We start from the raw sequence: 12,041 nt of genomic DNA on the forward strand, positions 1-12,041 counted from the left end.
AATGTGCGGTTTCCCGTGTGAAGAAGGTAGAGGTATGGACCAGATTATTGTTCGCGGCGCCCGCACTCACAATCTGAAGAACATTGATCTGGAAATACCGCGGGACAAACTGGTCGTGATCACCGGTTTATCGGGCTCGGGAAAGTCCTCTCTCGCCTTTGACACGCTCTACGCCGAGGGGCAGCGACGCTATGTGGAATCGCTGTCCACCTATGCGCGGCAGTTTTTGTCGATGATGGAAAAGCCCGATGTCGATCATATCGACGGTCTGTCACCGGCGATCTCCATCGAGCAGAAATCGACCTCTCACAACCCCCGATCCACCGTCGGCACCATCACCGAAATCTACGACTACCTGCGCCTGTTGTTTGCCAGGGTGGGCGAGCCGCGCTGCCCGGATCACGATGAACCGCTGGCAGCCCAGACCGTAAGCCAGATGGTCGACACCGTATTGGCCCTGCCCGAGGGCAGCAAAATGATGATGCTGGCGCCGGTCATCCAGAACCGGAAGGGTGAGCACCTCCACGTGCTGGAAAAACTGCGCAGCCAGGGTTTTGTTCGCGCCCGCATTGACGGCATCGTCTGCGACCTAGACGACCTGCCCACTCTGGATAAAAAGAAAAAGCACAATATCGAAGTGGTGGTGGATCGTTTTAAAGTCCGCGACGACCTGGCCCAGCGCCTTGCCGAATCCTTCGAAACCGCGCTGGAGCTGACTGACGGCATCGCCACCGTGGCCGACATGGACAACCCCAAGGCGGCCGAGCTGGTGTTCTCTGCCAAGTTTGCCTGCCGCCATTGCGGCTACAGCCTGTCGGAGCTCGAACCCCGGCTGTTTTCCTTCAACAGCCCTCTGGGCGCCTGCGGTAGCTGTGATGGCCTCGGTGTGCGCCAGTTCTTTGACGAATCCCGCATTGTGCAACACCCCGAAGCGTCCCTATCCACCGGCGCAATCAGAGGCTGGGACCGACGCAGCGTTTACTATTTTCATATGCTGACGTCACTGGCCGACCACTACGGTTTTGATATCGATGAGCCCTTTGAAAACCTGTCAGCCAGTCATCGCAAGAAAATACTCCACGGCAGTGGCAGCGAAGAAATCAGCTTCACCTACGTCAATGACCGGGGCGACAGCTTTCAACGGCGACATCGCTTTGAGGGTGTGATTCCCAACATGGAGCGGCGCTACCGGGAAACCGAGTCCCAGACCGTCCGGGAAGAACTCGCCAAGTTTCTTAGCACCCATTCCTGCCCGGATTGTCGCGGCACCCGCCTACGCCGCGAAGCGCGCAATGTATTTATTGATAACCGCACCCTGCCCGGTGTGGCGGCCATGCCGGTAGGCGAAGCGCAGAATTACTTTGCCACGTTGAAACTGGAGGGCCGCCGCGCCCAAATAGCCGAAAAAATCCTCAAAGAGATCAATGATCGTCTCCGCTTCCTGGTGGATGTGGGCCTGAATTACCTGTCTCTCGACCGTAGCGCAGACACCTTGTCCGGCGGTGAGGCCCAACGGATTCGGCTTGCCAGTCAGATTGGCGCCGGCCTGGTCGGTGTGATGTACATTCTCGATGAACCGTCAATTGGCCTTCATCAGCGCGACAATGAGCGTTTACTTAACACCCTTCGTCACCTGCGCGACATTGGCAACACGGTAATTGTGGTTGAACACGATGAGGATGCGATTCGCACCGCCGACCATATTATTGATATCGGTCCCGGTGCGGGGGTCCATGGCGGCCAGGTGGTCGCTCAAGGCAGTCTGCAACAGATCCTGCGCAGCAAAGCGTCGCTCACTGGCCAGTATTTGTCCGGCGCGCGGCGCATCGCGGTTCCAGAACAACGCCACACCGCCAAAAAGGGAATGAGTCTCCAGCTAAAGGGCGCCAGCGGCAACAATTTGAAGAAGGTCGACCTGGAAATCCCCCTGGGCCTGATGACCTGCGTCACCGGTGTCTCGGGCTCGGGCAAATCGACCTTAATCAACCATACCCTGCACCCACTTGCCGCCACCCAGTTAAACGGCGCCACCACCCTGGTCCCCGGCGCCCATGATGACATTCTGGGGCTGGAACATTTAGACAAATGTATCGATATCGACCAGAGCCCTATCGGCCGGACACCCCGCTCCAATCCGGCAACCTACACCGGCATTTTCACCCCAATTCGGGAGTTGTTTGCCGGCACCGAAGAGGCCCGCTCACGGGGTTACAAGGTCGGCCGCTTCAGTTTCAATGTGAAAGGCGGCCGCTGTGAAGCCTGCCAGGGCGACGGGGTGACCAAGGTGGAAATGCACTTTCTGCCCGACATCTATGTGGCCTGCGAAATTTGTCAGGGCAAGCGCTACAACCGGGAAACCCTGGATATTCTCTACAAAGGGCACAATATCCACCAGGTCCTTGAGATGACTGTCGAGGACGCGTGCCGCTTTTTTGAGAATGTGCCGGCTATCGCCAAAAAACTGCAAACCCTGATGGATGTAGGGCTCAGCTATATTCGTCTCGGCCAGGCCGCCACCACCCTGTCGGGCGGCGAAGCACAACGGGTCAAGCTTGCCAAAGAGCTATCCAAGCGAGATACCGGCCGCACTCTTTATATTCTCGATGAACCCACCACGGGGCTGCATTTCGAAGATATTCAGCTATTGCTAACGGTCCTGCACCGCTTGCGAGACCATGGCAACACGGTTGTGGTAATCGAGCATAATCTGGACGTGATAAAAACGGCGGATTGGCTGGTCGACCTGGGACCAGAAGGCGGCAGTGGCGGCGGCGAGATCATCGCTCAGGGCACTCCCGAAGAGGTCGCCGCACAGGCCCATTCCCATACTGGCCGTTTTTTGGCGCCGCTCCTCAACCAGCATCAAGCCGACCTTCAAACCGGCTAGCGGGCGATCAACGAATCACCAGATCGCGCTGGCGGTCCAGGCAGCCTTCTGAATTCAGCACGGCGTAGCCACCTTCATCAGGGCCCACCATCACCACGGTGGGTGTTTGAAACAGTGGCCGCCGAATGAAGTAAAGCTGCCAGCCAAAACCCTCAAGGTTTCGAATACCCACACACTGCGCGTCGTTGAGCAACGACTCATAATTCACCGGTACCGGCGGCAAGCGCTTGCTGCGACGGTCCGCGGCGCCATTCGCGGAATGGCCTAGGGCGGTTTGATTCATGGGCCCACCTCCTGGGTCAGCCAGAATGCCACAAAGTAAAACTAACACTTTAGATTAGCTTTACGGTCACTATCCTCCCGCCGCAGACCTCTTGTCAATGGGTAGAAAACACCGGGCAAAAAAAAGCCGACCCTGAGGTCGGCTCTTTTGGCGCGGGACGAAGTATTAATCCTCGTCGCCGTCCTCGTCTTCTACTTCGGGGCGATCAACCAGCTCCACGTAAGCCATCGGCGCTTTATCACCAGTGCGCAGACCACACTTCATGATGCGCAGGTAGCCGCCGGGACGACCTTCATAACGGGGACCAAGCTCGCTAAAAAGCTTACCCACTGCAGCGTCGCTGCGCAGACGATCGAAAGCCAGACGGCGATTTGCCACACTGTCTTCCTTCGCCAGAGTAATCAGAGGCTCCGCATAACGACGCAGCTCTTTCGCTTTGGGCAGAGTGGTCTTGATCAGCTCGTGTTCCACCAGGGAAGCCGTCATGTTACGGAACATCGCTTTGCGATGTGAGCTGTTACGGTTCAGTTGACGGCCGCTTTGACGATGGCGCATGTCGTTTTCCTTTAAATAAAATTGCTATCTCAGCAAATACTGTTCAAACGCGTAACGATCAGGCGAGAACGCGATCGTCGTTTCTCAGGCTCGCAGGGGGCCAGTTATCCAGACGCAATCCCAAAGACAAGCCGCGGGACGCCAGTACATCTTTGATCTCGGTCAGCGACTTTTTGCCCAGGTTTGGCGTTTTCAGCAGCTCGACCTCGGTGCGCTGCACCAGATCACCGATGTAGTAAATGTTCTCTGCTTTGAGGCAGTTGGCGCTACGAACTGTCAGCTCCAGGTCATCCACCGGACGCAGCAGAATCGGATCCACTTCGTTCTCTTCGCGAGAGGGCTCAGACTCACCTTCGCTTTCGAGATCAACAAATACCGCCAGCTGTTGCTGCAGAATCGTGGCAGCGCGACGAATCGCTTCTTCTGCTTCGATCGTGCCATTGGTCTCGAGGTCCAGTACCAGCTTATCCAGGTCAGTACGCTGCTCAACACGTGCGCTCTCAACCACATAGCTCACTCGGCTAATGGGGCTGTAGCTCGCATCCAGGTGCAGGCGACCAATCGAGCGAGTTTCCTCTTCACCACTTTCACGCGCATCGGCGGGAACGTAGCCACGACCACGGTTAACCGTCAGACGCATATTCACTTCGCCATCGCTATTCAAGTTAGCGATAACATGGTCGGGGTTCATCACCTCAACTTCGTGATCCGTCTGAATGTCACCCGCAGTCACCGGGCCGGGGCCCTTTTTGCTCAAGGTCAGTACTGCCTGATCTTTGCCGTGCAGTACAACAGCAACTTCTTTCAGGTTCAGCAGGATTTCGATAACGTCTTCCTGCACACCTTCCATGGCGCTGTACTCGTGAAGCACGCCGTCGATCTCGGCTTCAACAATGGCACAGCCAGGCATGGAGGACAGCAAAATACGGCGAAGGGCATTGCCCAGTGTGTGGCCGAAACCGCGCTCAAGCGGCTCAAGAGTGACTTTAGCGCGAGTCGCACCAAGCTCTTCTACCTGAATAACCCGAGGTGTTAAAAATTCGTTCACTGCACTTTGCATAGATCACCTGTAGTGAGATTGTCCTGGGATTAACTTACTTCGAGTAAAGCTCAACAATCAGCTGTTCGTTGATCTCGGAAGACAAGTCGCTACGATCTGGCGCGTTCTTGAAGACACCTTCCAGCTTGCTAGCGTTCACATCAATCCAGGCAATATCACCACGCTGGGCAGCCAAAGCCAAAGCAGATTGAATGCGCAGCTGGTTTTTTGACTTCTCACGAATGCTCACCACATCACCGGGCTGAACCTGGTAAGAAGGCACGTTGACCACGGCACCGTTCACCAGAACGGATTTGTGAGAAACCAGCTGACGGGACTCGGCACGGGTGGAACCGAAACCAATACGGTAAACCACGTTGTCCAGACGGCTTTCGAGCAGCTGAAGCAGGTTTTCACCGGTTGCGCCTTTTTTGCTGGCCGCTTTCTTGTAGTAGCTACGGAATTGCTTTTCCAGAATGCCGTACATACGACGTACTTTCTGCTTCTCGCGCAACTGCACACCGTAGTCAGACAAACGACCACGACGAGCGCCGTGCATGCCAGGAGCTGTTTCTGCTTTGCACTTTGAATCCAGGGGACGAACGCCGCTCTTCAGGAACAGGTCGGTACCTTCCCGTCTGGATAATTTACAGCTTGGGCCCAAATATCTAGCCATGTTCTGTATTCCTCAACTGTTAATTAAACGCGACGTTTCTTGGGAGGACGACAACCATTGTGTGGAATGGGCGTCACGTCAGTGATGTTGGTGATTTTGTAGCCGCAGTTGTTCAGGGCACGAACTGCTGACTCACGGCCGGGACCGGGACCTTTTACTTCAACGTCCAGATTCTTCAGACCATATTCTTTCGCTGCGTTGCCAGCACGCTCAGCAGCAACCTGGGCTGCAAAGGGGGTGCTCTTACGCGAACCGCGGAAACCGCTACCACCGGCAGTTGCCCAGCTCAGGGTGTTGCCCTGGCGGTCAGTGATGGTCACGATGGTGTTGTTAAAGGATGCGTGCACGTGGGCGACGCCGTCCACGACGGTCTTTTTGACCTTTTTCCGTGGAGCTTGTTTGCCAGGCTTGGCCATGTTTACTTCCTATCTCTAATATCAACACTACACAGCGGTGTAGCTACACTAGTGGAGCGATTGGCAATTACTTGCGAATCGGCTTGCGAGGACCTTTACGGGTACGCGCGTTAGTTTTGGTGCGCTGACCGCGAAGCGGCAGACTCTTCCGGTGACGCAGACCGCGGTAGCAACCCAGATCAAGCAGACGCTTGATATTCATGGACACTTCACGACGCAGATCGCCTTCAACCGGCATTTTCGCGATTTCGTTACGCAGTGCATCCAGCTGCTCTTCTGACAGATCAGAAATCTTAGCGTCTTCTGCGACAGCAGTTTTTGCACACAGCGCTTTCGCTGTAGTACGACCAATGCCGTAGATGTAAGTCAGCGAGATAGCCGCGTGCTTGTTATCTGGTATGTTGACACCCGCAATACGAGCCATTCAGGTTACTCCAATAAGCTTTATACGATTAACGCTTAGCAAAAATTAACGGGCACAGCAGACCCACTGCGCGAAAGGCGCGGTAGTCTAGCTGCAACAAGCTCTCAAATCAAGCCCACCCATTGCAGAATGCTTAGCCCTGCCGCTGCTTGTGACGGGGCTCTGCACTGCAGATCACCCGAACCACACCTTTACGGCGAACAATTTTACATTTGCGGCACATGGCCTTTACTGATGCACGTACTTTCATTGTGCTACTCCAATCAACGCCCAAGGTGACGGCGCTTAGCGCGCGCCGCTACCATAATTCTTGAGGTTTGCTTTTTTCATGACCGAATCATACTGATGCGACATCATATGTGATTGCACTTGCGCCATGAAATCCATCACCACTACCACCACGATCAGCAGTGAGGTGCCACCCAAATAGAAGGGCACATTCCACATCACTACCAGAAACTGGGGCAGTAAACACACGCCGGCAATATACAAGGAGCCGAACATGGTCAGACGCGTGAGCACGTCATCAATATAACTTGCCGTCTGCTTTCCGGGGCGAATGCCAGGCAAAAAGGCACCAGAACGCTTCAGGTTGTCTGCCACTTCATCCGGGTTGAACATCAACGCGGTGTAGAAGAAACAGAAGAACACGATCAACGCGGTGAACAGCAGGATGTTCAGCGGCTGACCTGGACCGATTGCCAGCGCCAACTCTTGCAGCCACTCCATACCTTCACCGCTCTGACCCACCCACTGGGCGATCGACGCGGGGAACAGCAGAATCGAGCTAGCGAAGATCGCCGGGATAACACCCGCCATGTTGACCTTCAGTGGCAGATGACTCTGCTGCGCCTGGTACATTTTGTTGCCACGCTGCTGCTTGGCATAGTTCACTGTAATCCGTCGCTGGCCGCGCTCAATGAACACCACCAGATAAACAACCGCTACCGCCAGAATCAGAATACCCAGCAAAATCAGGATATTCAGCTCTCCCTGCCGGGCTTGCTCCAGCGACTGCCCCACAGCTGCTGGCAAGCCAGCCACAATGCCGGCAAAAATCAGCATGGAAATACCGTTGCCGATGCCCCGCTCGGTCACCTGTTCGCCAAGCCACATCATGAACACGGCACCCGTCACCAAAGACACCACGGCGACAAAATAAAAGGCGATATCGGCGTTATAAGCCAGCCCCTGATTCGCCAGGCCTACGGTCATCCCGGTTGCCTGCAACAGCGCCAGAACAACGGTCAAGTAGCGGGTATACTGACTGATCTGACGACGACCGGCCTCACCTTCTTTCTTCAACGCTTCCAGCTGCGGGCTCACCGCTGACATCAACTGCATGATAATAGAGGCAGAGATGTAGGGCATGATGCCCAGCGCCAGGATACTCATACGCTCCAGCGCACCGCCGGAGAACATATTGAACAAACCCAGCACGGTGCCCTGATTCTGATTAAACAGAGCGGCGAGTTGATCCGGGTTGATGCCGGGCACCGGAATATGGGTGCCAATGCGATACACAATGATCGCCAGCAACAGAAAACGAAGGCGAGCCATGAGCTCGCCTAGACCGGACTGCTTACCAGTTGCTAATGGACTGGGTTTCGCCATGAGTCTCTGCCTTATTCCTCGACTTTACCGCCAGCCTTCTCGATCGCTTCACGGGCACCTTTGGTAACCGCCAAGCCTTTCAGTGTCACCGCCTTGGTCACATCACCAGACAAAAACACCTTCGCACGCTCGATATTGCGAGAAATCAGATCCGCACGCTTCAGCGCATCCAGATCAATCACGTCTTCGCTAATGGCATTCAACTCGGCACTGCGAATCTGGGCAGTTACCCGAGCAACGCGAGAAGTAAAGCCGTACTTGGGCAGGCGTTTCTGCAAAGGCATTTGACCGCCTTCGAAACCTGGACGCACGCTACCACCTGAACGAGACTTCAAACCTTTGTGGCCACGGCCTGCTGTTTTACCCAGACCACTGCCAATACCGCGACCCACCCGCTTGGCGTCTTTGACGCGGCCGGGAGCAGGACTCAGCGTGTTTAACCGCAGATCGCTCATCACTTATCCCTCAACACGCACTAAATAGTTAACTTTGTTGATCATGCCACGCACTGATGGGGTGTCTTCCACTTCAACAGTGTGGCCGATACGACGCAGACCCAGGCCGGCGACACACGCTTTATGCGCTTTCAGACGCCCAGCAACAGAGCGCACTTGAGTTACTTTAATCTTGCTCATCATCAGTCCCGCCTGTTCCTTAGCCCAGGATTTCTTCAACCGACTTGCCGCGCTTGGCAGCAACTTCTTCGGGAGAGGAAATACCCTGCAGGGCTTTGATTGTTGCACGTACCACGTTCACCGGGTTGGTTGAGCCGTAGCACTTGGCCAGTACGTTGTGAACGCCGGCAATTTCCAGCACAGAACGCATCGCACCACCGGCGATAACACCTGTACCTTCGGAAGCGGGCTGCATGTAGACCTTGGAAGCACCGTGGGCACCCTTAACCGGGTACTGAATAGTGTCACCTTTGATGTCTACCTGAACCATGTTGCGACGTGCTGCTTCCATGGCCTTCTGGATAGCAACAGGCACTTCACGAGCCTTGCCGCGACCGAAGCCCACTTTGCCGTTACCATCGCCAACAACTGTCAGGGCAGTGAAACTGAAAATCCGGCCACCCTTAACCACTTTGGCAACCCGGTTCACTTGAACCAGCTTCTCTTGCAGGCCTTCAGTGTTTGCTTTGTCTTTCTGCTCGTTATACGCCATCGCCTAAACCTTAGAATTCGAGACCACTTTCACGGGCTGCATCCGCCAACGCCTTTACACGACCGTGGTACTTGAAACCACTGCGGTCAAATGCGACTTGGGTGACGCCTGCGGCTTTAGCGCGCTCGGCGATCAGCTTGCCCACACTAGCTGCTGCAGCGATGTTGCCAGTTGCTCCAGCGCGTAAATCTTTGTCCAAGGTTGAGGCGCTTGCCAGAACCTTATCGCCTTCAGCCGCGATTACCTGGGCGTACATGTGCCGAGGAGTGCGGTGAATGCACAGACGTACCGCACGAAGCTCGCGCATTTTAAAGCGAGCGCGGCGTGCACGACGTAATCTTGAAACCTTCTTATCGCTCATAACCTAGCCCTTACTTTTTCTTCGCTTCTTTGCGACGAACATTTTCGTCAGCATAACGAACACCTTTGCCTTTGTAGGGCTCGGGCGGACGGAACGCACGAATCTCGGAAGCCACTTTACCCAACAACTGCTTATCACTGGCAGTCAACACAATTTCAGTCTGTGTCGGCGTGTCTGCAGTCACACCCTCTGGCAAGGTGTAATCGATCGGGTGGGAGTAACCCAACACCAGATTCAGATTGTTACCGGCGGCTTTCGCACGATAACCAACACCGTTGAGCAGAAGCTTGCGCTGGAAACCTTCGCTCACACCGACAACCATGTTGTTTACCAGGGCACGGGAGGTACCAGCCATCGCCCAACCATTTTTGGCGCCTTCACGGGCGGCAAAAACCAGCTGACCGTCTTCCTGCTTGATTTCAACGTCGCCGTGCAGGGCCATGGACAGATTACCGTTCTTGCCCTTGACCGCGATGCTGCTGGCGTCGAGTTTGACTTCAACCCCTTTGGGGATAGCCACTGGACTTTTCGCTACTCTAGACATCTTTAGAACTCTTTAAACTGTCACGTTAGAAAACGGTGCAAAGCACTTCGCCGCCAACCCCAGCAGCGCGAGCTGCGCGGTCGGTCATCACACCACGGCTGGTTGAAACAATCGCAATACCGAGGCCCGCACGAACGGAAGGCAATGTATCTTTACCTGCGTAGGAACGCAGACCAGGACGGCTCACACGATGAATCTCAGCGATGACCGGTTTGCCTTCAAAATATTTCAGCTCTACCAGCAGAGTCGACTTGGCACCGGTAGTTTCAACACGGTATCCGCCAACGTAGCCCTCGTCTTCCAACACTTTCGCTACCGCCTGCTTCAGGGTAGAAGACGGCATCTCAACGACAGTTTTACCTGCCATCTGAGCGTTGCGGATGCGGGTCAGCATATCCGCCAGTGGGTCTTGCATGCTCATGTTTTGCTCCCATTACACGCCGCACACCCAAGTACGGCAGCAAAAGTCTCTATTACCAGCTGGATTTAACCAGGCCGGGCACATCACCGCGCATAGCGGCTTGGCGAAGTTGGTTACGGCAAAGGCCAAATTTCCGATAAACGCCGTGGGGACGACCGGTTACCTGACAGCGACGACGCTGACGAGTAGGGCTGGCATCACGGGGCAGCTTTTGCAGCTTAACCTGTGCCTCCCAGCGAAGTTCGTCACTTGTTTCAGGGTTCTGGATAAGCGCTTTCAGCTCAGCACGCTTCGCAGCGTATTTCTGTACGGTGCGCGCGCGTTTTGCTTCGCGGGCCTTCATCGACTCTTTAGCCATAAACTTCTACCTTTAACCTTTAAACGGGAAGTTAAACGCCTTCAGCAAAGCGCGACCTTCCTCATCAGTGCGAGCGGTGGTGGTGATGGTGATATCCAGACCGCGCAGTTTGTCCACCTTGTCGTAATCGATCTCGGGGAAAATGATCTGCTCTGTTACACCCATCGCAAAGTTACCGCGACCATCGAAAGATTTGGGGCTGATACCACGGAAGTCACGAACCCGGGGAATGGCCACGCTAATCAGACGATCAAGAAATTCGTACATGCGCTCACTGCGCAGTGTCACTTTGCAACCGATCGGCCAACCGTCACGGATCTTGAAGCCCGCGATGGATTTACGCGCCTTAGTGACCACTGGCTTCTGACCGGAAATGCGCTCCAGATCAGCCAGGGCTGCTTCCAGCACTTTCTTATCGGCTGCCGCTTCACCCACACCCATGTTCAGAGTGATCTTGGTGATCTTGGGCACTTCCATCGGGTTAGCCAAAGAAAGCTCTTCTTTCAGCTTGGGCCGAAGCTCGTTTTGATAAATTTCTCTCAGTCGTGACATTCTCAATTACCCCTACGCGTCAACCGCTTCGCCGCTGGATTTGAACACGCGTGTTTTAGTGCCGTCTTCCGCAACCTGGAAACCGACGCGATCCGCCTTTTTGGTGGCCGGGTTGTAAATAGCCACGTTGGAAACCTGGATCGGCGCTTCCTTCTCAACAATGCCGCCCTGCACGCCCAGCTGGGGATTGGGACGCTGATGTTTCTTCACCATATTGATGCCGGAAACAACAACACGGTTGTCATCCAGAACTTTCTGGACCTTGCCGCGTTTGCCTTTGTCTTTTCCGGTTAAGACGATTACTTCGTCTTCACGTTTAATCTTACGCATAACCTGACCTCAGCCGTCTCCTGCCCCAGCGCCTTACAGTACTTCGGGCGCCAGAGAGATAATCTTCATAAATTTCTCGCCGCGCAGTTCGCGTGTTACCGGCCCAAAAATACGGGTGCCGATAGGGGCGAGATTGTTGTTCAACAGTACCGCAGCGTTATCGTCGAATTTGATCAACGAACCGTCACCGCGACGAACACCTTTCTTGGTGCGAACAACGACCGCTGTCATTACCTGACCTTTTTTGACTTTGCCACGGGGAATCGCTTCCTTGACAGTCACTTTGATCAGATCACCGACACGGGCATAACGGCGATGAGAGCCACCCAGCACCTTGATGCACATAACGCGACGTGCGCCACTGTTATCCGCAACTTCCAAATAACTTTCTGTTTGAATCATTTCTTACTCCAA

The 12,041-nt window shown here is 54.8% G+C and carries 19 protein-coding genes; 1 reads left to right on the top strand and 18 read right to left on the bottom strand.

Annotation, left to right across the window (positions count from 1 at the left end):
* The first annotated feature begins 34 nt into the window (after window positions 1–34).
* Window positions 35–2,887, top strand: coding sequence for an excinuclease ABC subunit UvrA (gene uvrA / locus NCG89_RS07445; protein WP_251089130.1), 2,853 nt, complete (start codon window positions 35–37; stop codon window positions 2,885–2,887).
* A gap of 7 nt (window positions 2,888–2,894) precedes the next feature.
* Here uvrA and NCG89_RS07450 read toward each other — a convergent pair whose 3' ends face one another.
* From NCG89_RS07450 to rplN, 18 genes are all read right to left on the bottom strand, one after another.
* Window positions 2,895–3,170: a hypothetical protein gene (locus tag NCG89_RS07450; protein ID WP_251089131.1), complete on the bottom strand. Its 276-nt coding sequence runs from the start codon at window positions 3,168–3,170 to the stop codon at window positions 2,895–2,897.
* 165 nt (window positions 3,171–3,335) lie between these two features.
* The gene (rplQ, locus tag NCG89_RS07455) at window positions 3,336–3,725 is read right to left on the bottom strand and encodes a 50S ribosomal protein L17 (protein WP_251089132.1); all 390 of its coding nucleotides are present in this window, start codon (window positions 3,723–3,725) and stop codon (window positions 3,336–3,338) included.
* 58 nt (window positions 3,726–3,783) lie between these two features.
* Window positions 3,784–4,785, bottom strand: a complete 1,002-nt coding sequence (locus tag NCG89_RS07460) for a DNA-directed RNA polymerase subunit alpha (RefSeq protein ID WP_251089133.1) — start codon at window positions 4,783–4,785, stop codon at window positions 3,784–3,786.
* A 34-nt stretch (window positions 4,786–4,819) separates the two neighbouring features.
* Window positions 4,820–5,440 carry a 30S ribosomal protein S4 gene (rpsD, locus tag NCG89_RS07465; protein ID WP_251089134.1) on the bottom strand — a complete coding sequence of 207 codons (621 nt, stop codon included), beginning with the start codon at window positions 5,438–5,440 and terminating at the stop codon, window positions 4,820–4,822.
* A 23-nt stretch (window positions 5,441–5,463) separates the two neighbouring features.
* A complete protein-coding gene (gene rpsK / locus NCG89_RS07470; RefSeq protein ID WP_251089135.1) occupies window positions 5,464–5,856 on the bottom strand; it encodes a 30S ribosomal protein S11 in 393 nt (130 codons plus the stop codon).
* A 67-nt stretch (window positions 5,857–5,923) separates the two neighbouring features.
* Window positions 5,924–6,280 (bottom strand): 30S ribosomal protein S13, encoded by a 357-nt coding sequence (gene rpsM, locus NCG89_RS07475; RefSeq protein ID WP_251089136.1) that lies wholly within the window; start codon window positions 6,278–6,280, stop codon window positions 5,924–5,926.
* Window positions 6,281–6,413: 133 nt separating this feature from the next.
* Window positions 6,414–6,530, bottom strand: coding sequence for a 50S ribosomal protein L36 (rpmJ, locus tag NCG89_RS07480; protein ID WP_251089137.1), 117 nt, complete (start codon window positions 6,528–6,530; stop codon window positions 6,414–6,416).
* Window positions 6,531–6,565: 35 nt separating this feature from the next.
* Window positions 6,566–7,894: a preprotein translocase subunit SecY gene (gene secY / locus NCG89_RS07485; protein WP_251089138.1), complete on the bottom strand. Its 1,329-nt coding sequence runs from the start codon at window positions 7,892–7,894 to the stop codon at window positions 6,566–6,568.
* 11 nt (window positions 7,895–7,905) lie between these two features.
* Complete coding sequence (gene rplO / locus NCG89_RS07490; RefSeq protein WP_251089361.1) at window positions 7,906–8,340, bottom strand: 50S ribosomal protein L15; 435 nt, start codon at window positions 8,338–8,340, stop codon at window positions 7,906–7,908.
* A 12-nt stretch (window positions 8,341–8,352) separates the two neighbouring features.
* Window positions 8,353–8,529 carry a 50S ribosomal protein L30 gene (gene rpmD / locus NCG89_RS07495; RefSeq protein WP_251089362.1) on the bottom strand — a complete coding sequence of 59 codons (177 nt, stop codon included), beginning with the start codon at window positions 8,527–8,529 and terminating at the stop codon, window positions 8,353–8,355.
* 19 nt (window positions 8,530–8,548) lie between these two features.
* On the bottom strand, window positions 8,549–9,061 hold the full coding sequence (gene rpsE / locus NCG89_RS07500) for a 30S ribosomal protein S5 (RefSeq protein ID WP_251089139.1): 513 nt from the start codon (window positions 9,059–9,061) through the stop codon (window positions 8,549–8,551).
* 10 nt (window positions 9,062–9,071) lie between these two features.
* Window positions 9,072–9,422 (bottom strand): 50S ribosomal protein L18, encoded by a 351-nt coding sequence (gene rplR, locus NCG89_RS07505; RefSeq protein WP_251089140.1) that lies wholly within the window; start codon window positions 9,420–9,422, stop codon window positions 9,072–9,074.
* Between the two features lie 10 nt (window positions 9,423–9,432).
* Complete coding sequence (gene rplF, locus NCG89_RS07510; RefSeq protein ID WP_251089141.1) at window positions 9,433–9,966, bottom strand: 50S ribosomal protein L6; 534 nt, start codon at window positions 9,964–9,966, stop codon at window positions 9,433–9,435.
* A 25-nt stretch (window positions 9,967–9,991) separates the two neighbouring features.
* Entirely contained in the window at window positions 9,992–10,387 is a 396-nt protein-coding gene (rpsH, locus tag NCG89_RS07515) for a 30S ribosomal protein S8 (protein ID WP_251089142.1), read from the bottom strand.
* Between the two features lie 52 nt (window positions 10,388–10,439).
* Complete coding sequence (gene rpsN / locus NCG89_RS07520; RefSeq protein ID WP_251089143.1) at window positions 10,440–10,745, bottom strand: 30S ribosomal protein S14; 306 nt, start codon at window positions 10,743–10,745, stop codon at window positions 10,440–10,442.
* 12 nt (window positions 10,746–10,757) lie between these two features.
* Window positions 10,758–11,297, bottom strand: coding sequence for a 50S ribosomal protein L5 (rplE, locus tag NCG89_RS07525; RefSeq protein ID WP_251089144.1), 540 nt, complete (start codon window positions 11,295–11,297; stop codon window positions 10,758–10,760).
* A 12-nt stretch (window positions 11,298–11,309) separates the two neighbouring features.
* Window positions 11,310–11,627, bottom strand: a complete 318-nt coding sequence (gene rplX, locus NCG89_RS07530; RefSeq protein WP_251089145.1) for a 50S ribosomal protein L24 — start codon at window positions 11,625–11,627, stop codon at window positions 11,310–11,312.
* A gap of 33 nt (window positions 11,628–11,660) precedes the next feature.
* Window positions 11,661–12,029 (bottom strand): 50S ribosomal protein L14, encoded by a 369-nt coding sequence (gene rplN / locus NCG89_RS07535; RefSeq protein WP_022960536.1) that lies wholly within the window; start codon window positions 12,027–12,029, stop codon window positions 11,661–11,663.
* Between the last annotated feature and the right edge of the window lie 12 nt (window positions 12,030–12,041).

Source organism: Spongiibacter taiwanensis (genome assembly GCF_023702635.1).
Classification (GTDB): Bacteria; Pseudomonadota; Gammaproteobacteria; order Pseudomonadales; family Spongiibacteraceae; genus Spongiibacter; species Spongiibacter taiwanensis.

Coding starts and splice junctions, on each gene's coding strand:
- uvrA (WP_251089130.1), top strand. CDS start 35: ATGGACCAGATTATTGTTCGCGGCGCCCGCACTCACAATCTGAAGAAC.
- NCG89_RS07450 (WP_251089131.1), bottom strand. CDS start 3,170: ATGAATCAAACCGCCCTAGGCCATTCCGCGAATGGCGCCGCGGACCGT.
- rplQ (WP_251089132.1), bottom strand. CDS start 3,725: ATGCGCCATCGTCAAAGCGGCCGTCAACTGAACCGTAACAGCTCACAT.
- NCG89_RS07460 (WP_251089133.1), bottom strand. CDS start 4,785: ATGCAAAGTGCAGTGAACGAATTTTTAACACCTCGGGTTATTCAGGTA.
- rpsD (WP_251089134.1), bottom strand. CDS start 5,440: ATGGCTAGATATTTGGGCCCAAGCTGTAAATTATCCAGACGGGAAGGT.
- rpsK (WP_251089135.1), bottom strand. CDS start 5,856: ATGGCCAAGCCTGGCAAACAAGCTCCACGGAAAAAGGTCAAAAAGACC.
- rpsM (WP_251089136.1), bottom strand. CDS start 6,280: ATGGCTCGTATTGCGGGTGTCAACATACCAGATAACAAGCACGCGGCT.
- rpmJ (WP_251089137.1), bottom strand. CDS start 6,530: ATGAAAGTACGTGCATCAGTAAAGGCCATGTGCCGCAAATGTAAAATT.
- secY (WP_251089138.1), bottom strand. CDS start 7,894: ATGGCGAAACCCAGTCCATTAGCAACTGGTAAGCAGTCCGGTCTAGGC.
- rpmD (WP_251089362.1), bottom strand. CDS start 8,529: ATGAGCAAGATTAAAGTAACTCAAGTGCGCTCTGTTGCTGGGCGTCTG.
- rpsE (WP_251089139.1), bottom strand. CDS start 9,061: ATGGCGTATAACGAGCAGAAAGACAAAGCAAACACTGAAGGCCTGCAA.
- rplR (WP_251089140.1), bottom strand. CDS start 9,422: ATGAGCGATAAGAAGGTTTCAAGATTACGTCGTGCACGCCGCGCTCGC.
- rplF (WP_251089141.1), bottom strand. CDS start 9,966: ATGTCTAGAGTAGCGAAAAGTCCAGTGGCTATCCCCAAAGGGGTTGAA.
- rpsH (WP_251089142.1), bottom strand. CDS start 10,387: ATGAGCATGCAAGACCCACTGGCGGATATGCTGACCCGCATCCGCAAC.
- rpsN (WP_251089143.1), bottom strand. CDS start 10,745: ATGGCTAAAGAGTCGATGAAGGCCCGCGAAGCAAAACGCGCGCGCACC.
- rplE (WP_251089144.1), bottom strand. CDS start 11,297: ATGTCACGACTGAGAGAAATTTATCAAAACGAGCTTCGGCCCAAGCTG.
- rplX (WP_251089145.1), bottom strand. CDS start 11,627: ATGCGTAAGATTAAACGTGAAGACGAAGTAATCGTCTTAACCGGAAAA.
- rplN (WP_022960536.1), bottom strand. CDS start 12,029: ATGATTCAAACAGAAAGTTATTTGGAAGTTGCGGATAACAGTGGCGCA.